Raw genomic sequence first — 15999 nt, forward strand, 5'->3', positions numbered from 1 at the left:
ACCTCAGCGCGTGCCCTGTGCCACGAGCGCGGCGACGGCATCGACGTTGTTCTTGTCGACGAAGGCCGGACCCGTCTGCACCGGTGCGCCACCACCGACGGTGTTCAGGTTCGTCCGGTAGGCCTGCAGCAACACCACGGGCAGATAGCCCTGCTCGTACTGCTGCTGGTCGACGGCGAACAACAGCTTGCCCGCGCGAATGGCCTCGACCACATCGGTGTTGAGGTCGAACGTCGCGACCGTCGCGCCGGACTGTGACTCCTTCACCCCGTCCACCGCACGGGCGGCGACCTGCGAATTCAGCGTCAGTACGGCGTCGATGGACCGGTCGGCCTCCAGTGCGCCCTTGATGCGGGACTGGGCGTCGGTCGGGTTGTTGATGTCCACCTGCAACGTCGTGCCGTTGCCGAAGGCCTTGGTCGCACCCTCGCACCGCTGGTTGGCGCCGATATTGCCCGCCTCGTGGATCACGCAGAGCAGCTTCTTGCGCCCGGAGTCGGCGAGGCGTTTGCCCGCCGCCTGCCCGGCCAGCGACTCGCTTTGCCCCACATGGCCGATGGCGCCGTACTTGCTGCTCTCGCTCTCGCCCGAGTTGATGGTCACCACCGGGATGCCCGCGGCTACCGCCTTTTCGAGCGAGGGCCGCAGCGCGTCGGGGTTGGCCATCGAGACGACGAGCCCGTCGACTCCCTGCGCGACCGCGTTGTCTATGAGCTTCGCCTGCTGGCCAGGGTCACCTGCGGAGTTGTATTCGACACGGACGCCGAGATCTTTGCCCGCCGCCTCCGCGCCGTTCTTGACGACGTTCCAGAAGGCGTCACCCGGACTGCCGTGCGTGACCACCGCTACGGAGTTCAATTTGCCTGCGGCCACCGGGGATTGGGTCGGTGCGGGCACGTCGGCGCCGGGTCCGCTGCAGGCGGCGAGTACCGTCGCGGCGGCGAGCCAGGGCAGTAGGCGGCGCGAGCGCTGCCACCCTCGGCGAACTCGAAGAGACATCGTTGTCATCACTTCCCACTAGATTCGTGCGGTGGCGAGGCCCGCGAGGTGGCGCAGGCTGCGTTCGGTATCCCGACTCGGCAACGCTGCCGAGTCGGTCGGCTGCAGGGCGGTGTCCTGCTCCATCACGTACCAGCCTCGGTAACCGGCTGCCTGCATGCCGTGCACCAGGGCGGCGATGTCGACATCACCCTCGCCAAGCGGAACATAGAGGCCACGCCGGACGGCCTCGCTGTATTCCATTGCGCCACCGCGTACTTCGTCGGCCACCGCGCTGCGGACATCCTTCAGGTGAATGTGCCCGATGCGCCCGGCATGTCGCCGCGCGAGCAGCACCGGGTCGGTGCCGCCGATCAGCAGGTGGCCGGTATCGAGACAGATGTCGAGGTCGGAATCGGCGAGGAAGCGTTCGACTTCCGGTTCGGTCTCCACATGCGTGCCGACGTGTGGGTGCAGCACCGTGCGCAGGCCGTGCTCGGCGGCGATGTCGCGGATCGCGGCGGCGGTGTCGATGAGCGTGCGCCACTCGGTTTCGCTCAGCCGCGGGCGAGCGTCGTACCCGCCGAGACCGGTCGCCGCGGCGAGCACGAGCACATCGGCTCCGGTCGCGGCGAACAACGCGGCGGTGTCCTTCGCCTCCGCGAGCGCGCGCTCCGGTTCGTCGTGCAGGACCAGCGCGAGGAACCCGCCCACCGAGGAGATGCCGAAGGTGCCGAGCAGCGACCGTAACTCGTCCGGGTCGCGCGGGAGGTAGCCCGGTGGGCCGAGTTCGGTCGCGGACAGGCCGAGCGCGGCCATTTCCGCGAGGACAGTGCGCGCGTCGAGCACGTGCCCCCAACCGGGAACTTCGCAGACTCCCCAGGAGATTGGCGCGGCCGCGATGCGCAGCGGGTAGAGCGGTTCGGTCATCAGGACTTCTCCGACCTTCGATGTCGAGTTGGAGCGCTCCAAGCGATTGGAGCGCTCCAACTATGTAACGTGGGTCATAGTGTGTCAAGAGGTTCACCGTTGTCCAGAATATCGCTACTACCAGGTAATATCCTGGCTTCCATGAGAAACGCCAGGAAACTCGGAGCCGAAGAATGTCCGGTTAGAGCGCTCTATTGATTAGCACTCGCCGACCTTGTAACGTCCGACACGGCACGGATCACCGAACCCGGAACGGAGGCGACATGGCGCGCCCGACCATGGAAGACGTCGCCGAGCGCGCCGGCGTCTCCCGCGCCCTCGTCTCGCTCGTCATGCGCAACTCACCGAAGGTGAGCGAGCATCGGCGCCGCGCCGTGCTGGAAGCCGCCAAAGAACTCGGCTATCAGCCGCACATCATGGCGCGCTCGCTGGCCAGCCGGACCTCGAACATCGTCGGCGTCATGGTCTCCGACCTACGCAACGCCTTCTTCGCCGACGTCGTCGAGGGAATGGACACGGCCGCCCAGGAATCCGGCCTCGAGCTGATCCTCAATACCGGCCGCCGCAGCGCGGCCCGCGAGCGCACCGCGTTGGAGAGCCTGCTCGCATTCCGCCCCGGCGGCATCATCCTGCTCTCCCCGATCCTGCCCGCCGCCGCCATTCGCGATGCGGCGCAACAGGCTCCGATCGTTCTCGTGTCCCGTGGCTCGGCCATCGCCGAGGTCGATACGGTCAACGACGACGGCGAAACGGGTGCCGGACTGGCCGTGGATCACCTTGCGTCCCTTGGGCATCGACGCATCGTGCACCTCGACGGCGGCAGCGCGTTCACCGCTCCGCCCCGCCGCAAGGGTTACCGCGCCGCCATGGAGCGGCACGGACTCGAGCCGATGGTCATACCGAGCGAACACACCGACTCCGCGGGTATGGCCGCAGTGCAGAAGCTGCTGAACCTCTTCTCTCGCGACAACTTCCCCACCGCCCTGGTCTGCGGCAACGACTTCAACGCCGTCGGCGCCATGTCAGCACTGGAAGAGGCTGGTCTACGAGTCCCCGACGACGTCTCCATCGTCGGCTACGACAACACCTCCCTCGCCGCACTCCGCCACGTCTCTCTGACGACCATCGACCAGCCACGCGTCCAAATGGGCCGCCTCGCCATCGAAGCACTCGTCGAACGCCTCCACGCCGACCGCACCGCCCCGGTCCGTCGCCGCCTACAACCTTCCCTTGTCGTCCGCTCGACTACGAGTACCCCGAGCAATTGAGCTGCACCTGCTTTCGAGCAGGTCCCCACCGCACGTCCGAATTTCACCAGGAGGAAAGTCGATGACATCCCACAAAGCCGTCACCCTCGGCCTCGCAGGCACCGGCCGCATCGGCACCTCCCACGCCGAAACCCTCAAAAACCTGCCCAACGTGGCCAACGTCCTCGTCGCCGACGCCGACCCCGCCCGAGCCCGCACCACCGCCACCAAACTAGGCGTCGAATTCACCCCCGACCTCGACACCCTCTTCGCCGCCGACCTCGACGGCCTCATCATCGCCACCGCCACCGACTCCCACCCCGAGTTGATCACCCGCGCGGTAGACGCAGGCATCCCCGTCTTCTGCGAAAAACCAGTAGCCGCCGACATCGAAGGCACCCTGGCCGTCCTGTCCCACATCCAAAACTCCACCGTCCCAGTACAAATCGGCTTCCAACGCCGCTTCGACGCCGGCTACCGAGCCGCCCGAGCCGCCATCACCTCCGGCTCCCTGGGCTGGCTGCACACCCTCCGAGCCACCACCCTCGACCCCACCCCACCCCCCGCCGACTACATCCCCCGCTCCGGCGGCATCTTCCGCGACTGCGGCGTCCACGACTTCGACATCATCCGCTGGGTAACCGGCCGAGAGATCGTCGAGGTCTACGCCACCGGATCCAACCAGGGCGACTCCTTCTTCACCGAAGCAGGCGACGTCGACACCGCCGCCGTCCTCTTGCGCCTCGACAACGACACCCTGGCCACCGTCTCCCTAACCCGCTACAACGGAGCAGGCTACGACGTCCGCCTAGAAGCCCTCGGCTCCAAGGGAAACGCCATCGTCGGCCTAGACGACCGCTCCCCCCTCACCTCCGTCGAACCCGACTACCCCGCCTCCCCCTACCCCGCCTACCCAGGCTTCATGGACCGCTTCCGCCGCGCCTACACCGACGAACTCGCCGCCTTCATCTCAGTAGTCACTGGAGAACTCGAAAACCCCTGCAGCCCAGCCGATGCCCTCGAAGCCTTTTACGTGGCTGAGGCCTGTGAACTGTCTCATAAAGAAGGGCGACCCGTACGCACCCCCGAAGTTCGACGTTGAGTCACCACAACCGACACTTGGTGCTCCACTAGGCGCCGCAGAACCGACAGCATCGGCGGACGGCGGCAACCACACCCGCTCACCGGACAGCAGACCCCCGCTAACACTCGCACCTCCGTCTCATCTCTACATAAATACGCAGGTAGCCGACATGATAGAGCTGCTTAAAGGCTCACCAGCCTAGGGGTTAGTCCATGCTGCTGGCTACCGAAGGTGGTTCGCGGACAGAGATTCGAGTGCCATCTGTCGGTGCCATGACATAACTTGGGCGATGCAGGCGAATGAGTAGGCACGAATGAGTTGAGCGGGCTCGTGGGCTCGAGGTGGTTGACATGTCAGTACAGATTAGCGGTGGTGACGTCGCGCGGCTCTTCGGTTCAACAGGGAAGGCTCGCAGCAGGCTGCAGCGGTGGAAGACACTGCCGGGACGCGAGTACGTGGCTGATGAGGTCCTTGGTCATGTCAGCTCTGCCATCTTCGACATCGAACCTGAAGCGATCCAGCAGCTCGAAACCGAGCATCCGCTCGGTGACTTGCGCGAAGATTTCGACAGCACAGTCCCTCTCATCAGAGACTGGCGCCCAGACTTCGCGTTCTCACATCTGTTTCACTTCTGTCTGGAAGACCTGGGCAGGGTCTTCAGCTGGCAAGAGTTCCGCGACGACTGGAGCGCAATGCCGACTAGGCGCCCGTGGCTGCGGGACCCTGCCAATGCGATGCAACGTCGGGCCGCAAATTTCCTCGTGGAACGAAAGGGCTTCGCTGAGGACAGGGCGCTGGCTGCCGCGCGGGCCGCGTTGCAGTGGCGCATCGGAGCCTTCTACTACTCATTCCTGCGCGAAGCCTACGCATTGAGCTGGCTTCGTAGGCAAGGCCTGCCCGCACTTTCCCATCCGCTCGCCGATGCACTCTTCCGCGCTGATTTGTGGTGCAGCACTGCCGTTGTCAGCATCTACATCGAGAACCCCCACTACCGAAGCGGCATCCAAGGTCGCAAACATCCGGCGCAGCACTACCTTGGAGATCAATGCCACTTCGACTTCGTTGACCTGCGAATGGCCAAGCCCGGAAAATTCGGTACCGTCGCGTTGCCCACCGATGAAGAGATGCAGATCTGCGCCAACACGCTGCGGGCGAACCTTCATGCCTAGCAAGAATCTCTACCGATGACCGCCGAGGACCACCAGATAGTGGACACCCGGCCCCGACGACATCGCCGAGACTGCCGACATCACCTCGCCGAGGGCCACGATTCTTGATCGCTGGAGTGGTGTAGCCGTTGACGTTGCCATTTCCGCTGCCCTGTCCAGGCGAAGAGTCCCCAGCGATCGGGCTCGTGGTATCGCGGAGGCCAGCAGATTGATCATCACCCGCTAAGTCGCGAACTGCTAGAGCAATGCAATCAGTGCAATTCCAACCAGTAGCGTCGTACCGAAAGCGGCGCCACCGCACAGAGCCGCCCTAGCGTGGCTAGCAGCATCTATACGGCTCAGTATTCCGGTCACCAGGCCGACGATGACCGCCACGGCGAAGGTAAGGCACAGGGACAGCACCAGAATCGGAGCTTCGTCAACCGACCTAGCCTCGATGCTGCTCGCTGCGAGAGCCGTTGAGATGAGCCCATAAGAATCGCTTGGATTGCTGAGGGCTGCCGCCTCCTCGCGCGTGAGATAGTCAAGTGGTTGAGTACCTGGCGTATGCGCGGCGACTACCTCGCCAACCGATGTGGTTACGCTATTCATGTGGGCTCCGTTCTAGTTCGTCTATGGAGGTAGGCCGGGGTTTCCATGGCTGTCCCCACCCCTTGCCCGGGTGGGGACAGCACCATTTCGCCAAGTCCGTGCAGGCACGGAAGATCTTGGCGGTCGGTACTGCTCGTGCTGAGGAACATCGCTTTGTACGGATCGCGACCACCCGCGAGTTCCACGAACATTCAAGGATGGGCTGGAACTAGGCGCGAGCGACAGGCACGTCAAGATGCCGTAGCAGCGCGCGTACGTCGGCGGCATCCATCCCGGCGCCGGCTGCTGGTTCCTCGTGTAGGTCAGCAAGTTGCTGGACTCCGGGGTCGTCCAGAATGCGGCCCATGAACTCGAGCTTTTCGTCAAGCCGCAGCTTCACCACTTCATCTACCGTGTTGCGGGTAGCTAGAATCGTCACCCTCGTCTCGGTGCCGGGGGCCAAGCCAAGGCGGTGGATGCGGTCCAGGCTCTGCAGGAAGCGTCCGGCCATGAAGTCCCGGTCCACGTAAACGGCATCGTGGCAAACGTGGTGGAGGCTAATACCCTCGCCGAGTGTGGCCGGGTTCGAGATCAGAACGTGGCAGTCAGGATTTTGACGGAAGCGACGTAGCTGTTCGTCACGGTCGAGGGTGCCGCCGTAAACGACGGCCGGGTTGTAACCCTCGAGCAGCTTCTCGAGAGTGGTCAAACTGCGTACGAACGTCGTCCAGACCAGTGTCTTACGGCCATGAGCGGCGTTGTCTGCGACGATTTGCAGAGTCTCCTGATACTTCGGGGAGAGCTCGTAGCTCGGCAGGTGCTGCAGAAGCTCGAACAGAGAATCGCTGGAAGATGGTTCCAGCGGCGGGAGCTGGTACTCGAGCGGTTCGTACTGGCTGGCCCCCTCCAAAAGCAGAGCTGGGCTGATGGCAGCCATCAGCAGCCGTAGCATCGCCCGGCCCAGTGCCTCGATTCCGCCGCGTGATCCTTCTGCGCGGGCAGAGAAGTTGCCCTTCAATGCCTCGTAGACCTCCGCGTGGAGCGGAGGCATTTCCACGTAACGGACCTTGGGTTCGAACGGTGGCAGACCGAGCTCGTGCTTAGTCGTTCGGGTGAACAGCGGGCGGAGCACCGAGCTGGCATAAGCCAAATCCCCGCCGCCGACGGCCTCTGTCACGACACGTTTGCCGTGGCCCGGCCATACGAACGACAGCAAATTCTCCAGGTCCCTCGCTCCGTTGGGGGCCGGCGTGCCGGTCAGGATCAGTCTCCTGTCTGCCAGTGGCCCGAGTGCCAGACACGCGGAGCCGTAAGCACCGCTGGCGCCGAGTTTCATCCGGTGAGCCTCGTCCAACACGACCATCGAGGGCCGCGACCGTAACCAGTCCGCCAAGCTGCCCAGTGAACGGTCGAGCCGCTCGTAGTTCACGATGCGAAGTTCCGCGAGGGGGTCATCCGAACCCCCTGTCATCGCGGTGCGCAGCGGTTCCTTGAAGCAGGTGGAGCTCTCGAACTCCCATGTTTCGTAGGCCGACTTCGGCCCAACGACCAAAAGTCGCTGCGCTTCTCCCCGCTCGCGCATCGCGGCATAGACCGCGAGCGCGACACGGGTCTTGCCGGCACCTGGGACGCTAAAGTTGGCGCCGTGGCGCAGGGACAATAGCCTGGCGATGTCCCGCTGCTGAAACGACGTCAGATCAGCGACCCACTCCGCGCCCAGCAGCCTGGCGACATCGGAGGGATGAACGGCGTAGGCAGTGCTTCCGGCGAGCTCATTATCAAGACTGCGCGCCACCGTGTCGGCGTCGTCGAGTACACCATTGACAAGCGCCACGAGATCTTGGTCCCAGTCAACGCCTGCATGAGTCCAGGTAGCCAGCTCACTGAGGTTGACCAGGAAATCATCAAGGTTCACTTCCGCGGACAACGGGCCACGCTGGCCACCTGTCGCAATCCGCGCGGCCAGCTGAGCGAAGTCGCCTTTGAAGGCTGGCAAGGTTCGAAGCTCCACGCGCGTTCGTGTTACGTCGAAGCCCAACCTCAGCGAGGGCGTACTCTCCGGAGCACTCACGACTGCGGCTGCTTCACGTCCACCGCAGCGATGAGCCAGGCCAGGCCATCCCCGGGCAGGTCGATACTGCGCTGTGCCTCGACCGCCAGCTTGTCGAGAACGATGCGGAGCTGCTCGAGAGCATCGTCGAACGCCCCCTCATCGAGACTGGCATTGCCCCTCGACAGCACCAAGTCCGTGATCGACTGCTCCAGGTCTTTGCACGCTTCGTTGATCCGGTCCGGCGCGGCGAGACGCTTTCTCCGAAGGCGGATGTCCCGGCCCGCACTGTCGATGGCCTTGTCGAAAGCGTTCCGATAAGAGTCGATAACCGACGAGGCGGCAGACTGCTCAGCAGGCGAAGCACTTCCGCCGATCGCTTCGATGACCTTCGCGCGAAGCAGCCCGTCAGTGATCATTCGCGCGGCGGCGACGTCCGCTCCAGCCGCCTTGACGGATCTGTTCAGCCCAGGAATTTCGACAGTAGTCGGAGTAGTCACCTCAGTTGCCTTGAACTCGGCGGGCAGAGTCTTGTCCAGGTAGCGGCTATGAAAGTCCGCACCAATATTCCGGACGTCGGTTTTTGAGAATTCGAGCACGATGGCGGTAAGCCTGGCCTCCTTGAGAAGGTCGGCGCGTTCTTTACTTACACCGTGCTCGTTGTCATACGCGCGGTAGAGCTCAGCCAGCCTTTCTTTGGCTCCCTCAAAGTCCATCAGTCGGAGTGACACTCCGTCGGCGGTGGCGCTGCGCCGGATCAGGTCCTGCAGCTGTGCGAGAACCCAGATGTCGCGCTCGCAGGACTTCGTGGTGGTGTGGAAGGCCTTTGCGATTACCGACAGGTCACGGCTTAGTTGGACTCGCTGCTCCTCAATTGCGAGCAGACGGTTGATGTAGGAATAGTCGCGTCGCTGGTCTGGGCGCAACTGCAGGGACAGCTCAACATCGTTGATGTCCTCCCACGTGCAGGACTCGGGCAGCACACCCACCCGCATGCTTGTAATGCCGGTAGTGGCTTTGAGTTCGCGAAGGGCTGCGCAACGGGTGTTTCCGTTGACGAGAATCCCGTCGCGGGTAATCAGGCCAGGCTCAATCTGCTGGTGTTGTTCCAGGCTCTCTATCAGACTGTCGAAGGCAGGGTCGCGGTGATCGGGTTCCGCGGGCCGGATCGTCAGCAGATGCTGCAAGTAGTCCTGACCTCCCGAACCCCATGGATCCGCTGTGAGGACAGCATCGCGACCCGAATCGAGGCTGCGCTGCGCGCGGATACGGTGGGTGCCGGGGTTATAGAACAGAGTGTCCAGCGGCATGTCGATGACCTCGACATGCAAGGGCCTACCGCGCCACTCCACAGTCAAAGTCTCCGCAACCCCGTTGTTCTCGCGCTGCTCCTTCACCCGCTGCTCGACCAGCGAGCGCGTGCTGGCAGCGTTCGGCGGGCTCCCGAAGTCAGTGAACATATCTCAATTCTCCTCAGCGATAGGAAATAAAGTGGGAGCGCGCCGCGTGGCAACGGCCGACTGAAACTGGCTTATGCAGAGACATCGGGCACTGTCTGCATCAGAGCCGCGCGGACCTTGTCCCTGGAGTCCGCCGGCAACGTCCGGTAGGCCGCCCACAGGGCTTCCGCGTCGCTGAAGCTGCGGGCGTCCTGCTCAACCCAACCAGCCAGCATCTTCCGCTCGTAGACAGGCAAGCGGTCGATGCGTGTCAAAACATCGCCCAGGTCCGCAGTCAAATCGCGGCCTCCGACGCGGCACCGGTTGCACTCGATAACCAGTTGCACGCTGATCTCACCGGTAGGCATCCGGACTGACCGGCGAGCAACATCGAGCTGCGAGGCTACATAAGTGCCGGCATACTGCTCACCAGGGCCGATCCCACACGAACGACACTTGTGACCATCACGCATCATCAGCGCATGTCGCTCAGCGGCAGTGACTGTGACGCCGACCTTCCGCGTTGCCATGCCCGGCTCCCACACAGGGGCGCCCTGTTTGACGAACCGGTGCTCGTGTGAGCCCAGGGCAGGATCTTCCCGGTTTGTGTCGATGCGCCAGCCGAAGTCACGCAGGTCACGCATACGACGATCGATCTGCGATGTCCCGGGGAATGCCTCGCGAAGCTGAGATTTGGTGAACAGCTCGCCGACGCCGACATTCTGCACCAGCCACAGCGCCACGCGCTTCATGGCACCGAGCTTCGGATCTTCCCACGACGGCACAGCCATGTGAACCCACCTTTCAGATAGGACGAGCCGACCTCGGTGCAGCGCCGATAGTGGCTGCTCGCCGGTGTCGCTTCCCCAATTACTGAACAGCATCGGCCCCTGGATCGGGAGCGTAGCTGTGTCCCAAACCGAAACAGGACAGCTGATGCACTGACGACCTGATGCCCTGACGACGGGGCAATTCAGCCCGTGTCCCGAGTTCTGCTATCCCGAAACCAGGACAGCGACAGTGTGTGGAACCTATTGGCCAGGAACGTTCCAGGAAGGACAATGTCTTGGTTCGTACCGACAACGTTGATGGAGCGAATCATGCTGGTAAAGAGACGAAAAGCGTTTGCTGACCTGGATCTCGACAAACTGTCCCCTGCATGGCGAGACCTGGCGGAGGCGGTCCGTGTCCTGATCCGTCAGACTGGCCGCTCGCTCCGGGCAATCGAGAGCGCCATCAGGGAGAAGCTGGACGAACTGCGGAAAGAGGCAAGGGCGGACGAGTACAAGCTGAGACTCAAGTACGGGTATCTGACCAAGTCGGTTCTATGGGACTGGGCCCACGGCAACCGCAAGCGCGCACCCAAGATTGTGCAGCTCAAGGAACTGCACAACCTGGCGCTGGCTAGCGCTGGCGCCGCGGACGAGGTCATCTCTTGGGATGACCTCGAGAGGCTTTGGCACAACGTCGCGACCAAGCCGGCTGAAATCGCTCCCGCCAGCGAGGCGACTGTTGCGCCGGTCCCCCGGTCTGAGGGGGACCGGCGCAACATCGCGATCCTGGAGATCGCATGGCGGCCCGCTAAAGACCTGGCCACATACATTTCCGTCGGCAACCTCGAACGCGCTAACGGTCTCATCCGCCATGTCGGCAGTGAAGCAGATCCAGCTGAGACGGCCGATGCCGTCATCTCCTGCCGTGACTTGGGCATGCCCGAGGCGACCCGAGCCATCATCGACTATGCCGGAAACCGGCCTGAACGCGACGTGCTGCACATCCTTCACTCACTTAAACAGCGAGGCAGGCGTGCCGATGCCGACGCCCTGCTGGACCGTGCGCTCACCCGCCCGAGGGGAGACGGCACGCTTCCCCGAGCCAGCTGACGGCTTCTCTGAGCACGCTATTGACTTGATGTGACGACCGACGCTCCTAGTCACGAATAACCGGCCTTGGCCGAGCATGATCTCGTCGACAGCGTTTCGCCGCGACTTTCGCGGGTCAATGACCGAGCGGTCTGCGACGTAACACGGCTGGGTGCTCACCCTGCGCTGTGGCGTCATCGCTCCGGAGCGATATTGAAGGCTGCGCAACAGGGTCTACCAGTCCACCAATGATTTGGCCAGGTTCCGATAGTCCAGCAACCGTCCCTGCTTGGTAACTTCTTCCCACGCTGACTGCTGTTCCGAACTACCGTATGCGGCAACAGCATCGGCCAGCTCATCGTAGGAGATGTGGTACGTCGCGTCGACCTCACCCGTTCCTCGTGCGATCGAGGCAAGCCGCGTGGGCAATGGTTCGGCCGTCACAGTCACCAGGTGGGGCAAACGCCCGCGTCTGTGCCTGATCATGTTGCTGTTCTCGTGGCGAATGTTCTGAACTCGGTCCGAGCGAATTGTCCACTTGCACGCGATCGCAGCGTGCAGCCACAGATGCCCAGTGCTGGTTGGCGTTCCCGCCAGCCCAACCAGTACGTCGGGCTTGATCAGATAGTCGGTACCCAGCGTTACCCGGAGATTCGGATCCTTGGCGATCGCCGCGTCAATGCCAGCTAAGTGCTGGTATTGCGCGTACCTGACGATGCTTTGCCCACGAGCAAACTCCCACTTCCGGCGTGGATCCATGACCGGCATTTGATTGGCCAAGTCCCCGAGCACTTGCACCTCAAGTAACGCACCCGGGTTCGCCGGCGGCACAACAGGTTCCGACTCGGTCAAGTTCGGGTTCGGCTCACCAAGCTGGTCGAGGACATGCGCTGCGAGCCGCAAGCTCGTCGCGTTGTCGGTGTCAGCAGAGTTCGGTACCCACTTCCAACCGAGTTTGTTCTTCCTGCTCGGCTTCCAGCCCAGCAACTCTGTCCTGAAGGGTGCGCCCACAACTGGCAATCTAGCGTGTCCGGAGCGTCCGTCGATCAACTTCCCGTCGATCCCATATGATCGCTCACATGTTCGGGTCCGCCCTCCAAGACGCTGGTGACTGCGGTCACAGCCCTCTCCAGCGTCTCGTGCTCCCACAGGCGGACCACCTGCCAACCAGCCTCTGCGAGAGCAACATCCGCGGCACGGTCACGTTCGATGTTCCGGCGAAGCTTTGGCGCCCAATACCATTCGTTGGTCGTCGGATTGCGGCCATGCTCTGGGCAAACATGCCAGAAGCAGCCGTCGACGAAGACCGCGACCTTTCGAGCCGTGAAGACGATGTCGGGCCGGACCTTTACCGATCCGAGGTCGAGTCTGAGATCTTTGCGATACCGATACCCCAGCCGATGCAGTGCGCTCCGCAACGCAATCTCCGGCTTGGTGTCGGATCGGCGGTTAGCTCGCATGTTCCGGGAACGCCCCTCGTTGAGGGGGGCAGGATAGAGGCCACGGTCGTGGGCCTTCCTCCGAGCTTCTTCCGATCGTTCCTCAGTCACATCTGTCCCAGTTCGAGGCAAGCTGGTGTCGTACGGAAAGATACTCCCGCACACACCACCGCTCGACCTTGGTCCTCGCATCGAAAGGCATCAGCGTGACCGACCTTCGCGTCATAGAGAGTTACGCCAGTAAACAGGTCTTCGGATGCGGAGTGATGGTGGAGTACATGCTGAGCCTCCCGACTTGCGGCGACGGGCCCAGGGCATGACCCGCGATGTATCGAAGCGCAGCAAGGCGCCAAGGGAACCCGAGTTCACGTCAATCGAGATCTGCGCCGGCGCGGGCGGCCAAGCCGTCGGTCTTCATCAGGCAGGCTTCGGCCACTTAGCGCTGGTGGAGATCGACCCGTATGCGGTCAAAACCCTCGAGCTCAACATCAAGGACCACCAGCTGTGGGCGTGGGAGAGGGAGCACTGCGACATCCTCGGAGCTGACGTTAACGAGTTCGATCCGTTCGACGCCGAGGTCATGACGAAGAGCGCCGGGCTGCTACGGCAGCGCGGGCTAGATCTGCTGGCTGGTGGGGTGCCATGCCCACCGTTCTCGCATGCAGGAAAACAGCTCGGCAAACACGATGAGCGAGACCTATTCCCACGAATGCTGGAACTAGTCGAGATTCTTGAACCGCGAGCAGTAATGATCGAGAACGTCCGCGGTCTCATGGATCCAAAATTCTCGGACTATCGCGCTTGGATCAAGAGGGAGTTGAAACGCCTCGGCTACACCGTACGGGCATGGGGCATATTGGAGGCCGCCGACTTCGGCGTACCGCAGCTTCGACCTCGCGCCATCTTAGTTGCGTTTCGCAATGACATCCTCAGAGGCCTTGACTACGAATGGCCCACGGCAACACATGCGGACCCGGTTAGCGTTCTGAAAAGCCTCGAACCCTCTATGCGCGAGCGGTTCGAACCGTACTTTGAAGGTGTTCACTCGGAGCGAGCTCGCACAGCTTTCGACCAGTGGCGCAAGAAGGCACGCGCTCGCGATGCCGAGCTCAAAGGCAAAGGTGGAGGCATCGCACCCACCCTCGTTGGTGGTTCGAAGAAGCACGGTGGCGCGGATCTCGGACCGAGCCGAGCGAAAACCGCATGGAAGCAACTGGGTATCTCGGGTATGGGTGTCGCCAATGACATCAAGACCTGCGCCGAGAAGCAGACCGAAGACCGAGATCTGTTCGGCCCTGATGGTCCGATGCTCACGGTACGACAGGCTGCCATTATTCAAGGCTTCCCGCTCGAATGGGACTTCTCAGGCGGAAAGACGGCCCAGTACCGCCAAGTGGGGAATGCATTTCCACCGCCCGTAGCCAGGGCCGTGGGTAAGTCGATCATTGATGTACTGAAGGCGGCAAAAGAGCGCGACCAGAGTGGTAGTCAGCAGCTTGATGCAGCGACACGCGACCGTAATCGCAAATCTTCCACCCCGGCGCGACCCAAGCACCGGATGAAGAGCACGGCCGCGTCTGACAGGGCCAGTCAGGGCCAATATGAGCTGCCAATTTAAGCTATGGGTACAGACGATTCGGCGGCACGAAAGTTGTCCCGCTGACCGAGCCCGCCGCCACTCCATATAGCAGCGCATCTTTACATGTACGCGACTCCAAGGCATCTCTAGACAGACGCTGAGACGCGATGCATCGACAAGCCAGGTGGCACATCAAGCAGGAAGAAGTCGACCGACTACCTCGGCCAACTGTTTGACATTCCGACACTCGTGCATGGTGATGTGTTCGGCGTAGACGGCGGCGGCGGAGTCGCCGGTGGACCAGGAACGGGAGGGTTCTGGGTTCAGCCAGTAGGCGTGTTTGGCTTTGGCGCACATGGCTTGCAGGGCAGGGAGATTGGGGGCGGTGCGGTTGGTGCGGGCGTCGCCGAGGATCAGGAGGGAGGTTCGGGGGCCTAGGGCGTCGAGGTAGTTGTCGGTGAAGCCTTGGAGGGCTTCGCCGTAGTTGGAGCTGCCGTAGCGGGCGACGTTGGAGTCGCGGACGATTCGGGCGGCGGTGCCTGGGGAGGGGGGTTCGCCGGGGGTGAAGAAGGCGGTTATTTCGTCGCAGGTGTCTATGAAGCCGAAGCTGCGGACCTTGGTGAATTGGTCTTGGAGGGCTTGGATCAGGTGGAGGGTGAATTCGGCGAAGCCGGTTACCGAGCCGGAGAGGTCGGCCAGGACTACGAGGTCGGGGCGGCCGTGTTTGCGGGCTCGGAGGACGGGGTCGATGGGGACGCCGCCGGTGGACATGGAGCGGCGGAGGGTGCGGCGCATATCGATGTGGCCGCGGACGGATTTGCGGCGGCGGGCGGCTAGGCGGGTGGCGAGTTTGCGGGCCAAAGGCTGGACCAGGCGGCGCATTTCGGCGAGGTCTTGTTCGCGGGCGCCGAGGAAGTCGACCTGATCGGAGCTGGATTCGACGCCGCGGCGGGCGATGTATTCGGTGCCGCGGAGTTGGGCGGAGCGCAGGCGGGCTTCCGTTTGGACGGCGGTGCGGAATTCGGTGAGGCGGCGATTGGCTTCGATGGTGCGGACGGCGGTGTCGAGCTGAGTCGCGTCGCTCATGCCTGCGACGATGCGGTCCATAAGGTCTTCTGGGCGTAGGGCTCTCATGGTCAGGTAGGAGGACCAGCCCGCCCCGGAGGCGGTGGTGACGGGAGTGGAGGTTTGGCCGGTGCCCGCTCCTCCGTAGGCGCCGAGTTCGGTGAGGGCTTGGCGAGCGAGGTCTGCCGCTGCGTCTGGATGGTCCTCGGCGAGCACCGCCGCCAATCGATCACGAAGCGAGTCAATGGATTCCGGTGTTGCGGGCGATGTCTGCTCTGGCTGTTCGGTTGTCAGGAAGTAGAGGTCGAAGAGTTGATCGAAGACGGCGCGTTGGCCGTTTCGGCGCAGCAGACAGGCGGCCATTCCGGAGCGCAGCCGGTTTCGGTCGGATAAGCCGAGGGCGAGCATTGCTTCTGCGGCGTCGATGGTTTCGCTGGGGCCTGCGGTGATTCCGTGGTCGCGTAGCAGTCCGACGAACTCGACGAGGCGGTCGGTCATCGCCTCGGCGGGCTGGTCCGCACTCCGCCGGTCGCGACGAGACGCGGGCGTCATGCTGCCTCTGCTCCACGTATTGCGGACTTGCTCGA

At 63.1% G+C, this 15999-nt stretch carries 13 protein-coding genes; 5 read left to right on the forward strand and 8 right to left on the reverse strand.

Annotated elements, in window-relative coordinates:
• Positions 1 to 3: 3 nt before the first annotated feature.
• Both KV110_RS30745 and KV110_RS30750 read right to left on the reverse strand, forming a co-directional pair.
• A complete protein-coding gene (locus KV110_RS30745) occupies positions 4 to 999 on the reverse strand; it encodes a sugar ABC transporter substrate-binding protein (protein ID WP_218470673.1) in 996 nt (331 codons plus the stop codon).
• 18 nt (positions 1000 to 1017) lie between these two features.
• The gene (locus KV110_RS30750) at positions 1018 to 1908 is read right to left on the reverse strand and encodes a TIM barrel protein (protein WP_218470674.1); all 891 of its coding nucleotides are present in this window, start codon (positions 1906 to 1908) and stop codon (positions 1018 to 1020) included.
• A gap of 263 nt (positions 1909 to 2171) precedes the next feature.
• On the opposite strand from KV110_RS30750, the gene KV110_RS30755 reads away from it, so the two are divergent.
• The 3 genes from KV110_RS30755 (at position 2172) to KV110_RS30765 (ending at position 5408) form a co-directional block, all read left to right on the forward strand.
• Complete coding sequence (locus KV110_RS30755; protein WP_218470675.1) at positions 2172 to 3176, forward strand: LacI family DNA-binding transcriptional regulator; 1005 nt, start codon at positions 2172 to 2174, stop codon at positions 3174 to 3176.
• A gap of 61 nt (positions 3177 to 3237) precedes the next feature.
• Positions 3238 to 4257, forward strand: a complete 1020-nt coding sequence (locus tag KV110_RS30760; protein ID WP_218470676.1) for a Gfo/Idh/MocA family protein — start codon at positions 3238 to 3240, stop codon at positions 4255 to 4257.
• 332 nt (positions 4258 to 4589) lie between these two features.
• The gene (locus KV110_RS30765; RefSeq protein ID WP_218470677.1) at positions 4590 to 5408 is read left to right on the forward strand and encodes a hypothetical protein; all 819 of its coding nucleotides are present in this window, start codon (positions 4590 to 4592) and stop codon (positions 5406 to 5408) included.
• Between the two features lie 799 nt (positions 5409 to 6207).
• On the opposite strand, the gene KV110_RS30770 is transcribed toward KV110_RS30765, so the two are convergent.
• The 3 genes from KV110_RS30770 to KV110_RS30780 all read right to left on the reverse strand — a co-directional run bounded on the left by KV110_RS30770 (position 6208) and on the right by KV110_RS30780 (position 10258).
• Entirely contained in the window at positions 6208 to 7989 is a 1782-nt protein-coding gene (locus KV110_RS30770; protein ID WP_246634088.1) for a DEAD/DEAH box helicase, read from the reverse strand.
• Positions 7990 to 8045: 56 nt separating this feature from the next.
• Positions 8046 to 9488 (reverse strand): ParB N-terminal domain-containing protein, encoded by a 1443-nt coding sequence (locus tag KV110_RS30775; protein WP_218470679.1) that lies wholly within the window; start codon positions 9486 to 9488, stop codon positions 8046 to 8048.
• 71 nt (positions 9489 to 9559) lie between these two features.
• A complete protein-coding gene (locus KV110_RS30780; RefSeq protein WP_246634089.1) occupies positions 9560 to 10258 on the reverse strand; it encodes a hypothetical protein in 699 nt (232 codons plus the stop codon).
• Positions 10259 to 10567: 309 nt separating this feature from the next.
• Here KV110_RS30780 and KV110_RS30785 point away from each other — a divergent pair, with 309 nt between their 5' ends.
• Positions 10568 to 11350: a hypothetical protein gene (locus KV110_RS30785; RefSeq protein WP_218470680.1), complete on the forward strand. Its 783-nt coding sequence runs from the start codon at positions 10568 to 10570 to the stop codon at positions 11348 to 11350.
• A gap of 213 nt (positions 11351 to 11563) precedes the next feature.
• On the opposite strand, the gene KV110_RS30790 is transcribed toward KV110_RS30785, so the two are convergent.
• Positions 11564 to 12340, reverse strand: coding sequence for an NgoMIV family type II restriction endonuclease (locus tag KV110_RS30790; protein ID WP_218470681.1), 777 nt, complete (start codon positions 12338 to 12340; stop codon positions 11564 to 11566).
• Positions 12341 to 12375: 35 nt separating this feature from the next.
• Positions 12376 to 12879, reverse strand: coding sequence for a very short patch repair endonuclease (locus KV110_RS30795; protein ID WP_281427696.1), 504 nt, complete (start codon positions 12877 to 12879; stop codon positions 12376 to 12378).
• 205 nt (positions 12880 to 13084) lie between these two features.
• Here KV110_RS30795 and KV110_RS30800 point away from each other — a divergent pair, with 205 nt between their 5' ends.
• Positions 13085 to 14386: a DNA cytosine methyltransferase gene (locus KV110_RS30800; protein ID WP_218470683.1), complete on the forward strand. Its 1302-nt coding sequence runs from the start codon at positions 13085 to 13087 to the stop codon at positions 14384 to 14386.
• A 153-nt stretch (positions 14387 to 14539) separates the two neighbouring features.
• Here KV110_RS30800 and KV110_RS30805 read toward each other — a convergent pair whose 3' ends face one another.
• Positions 14540 to 15964 carry a vWA domain-containing protein gene (locus KV110_RS30805; RefSeq protein ID WP_218470684.1) on the reverse strand — a complete coding sequence of 475 codons (1425 nt, stop codon included), beginning with the start codon at positions 15962 to 15964 and terminating at the stop codon, positions 14540 to 14542.
• Between the last annotated feature and the right edge of the window lie 35 nt (positions 15965 to 15999).

Origin of the sequence: Nocardia iowensis (genome assembly GCF_019222765.1) — a bacterium.
Taxonomy (GTDB): Bacteria; Actinomycetota; Actinomycetes; order Mycobacteriales; family Mycobacteriaceae; genus Nocardia; species Nocardia iowensis.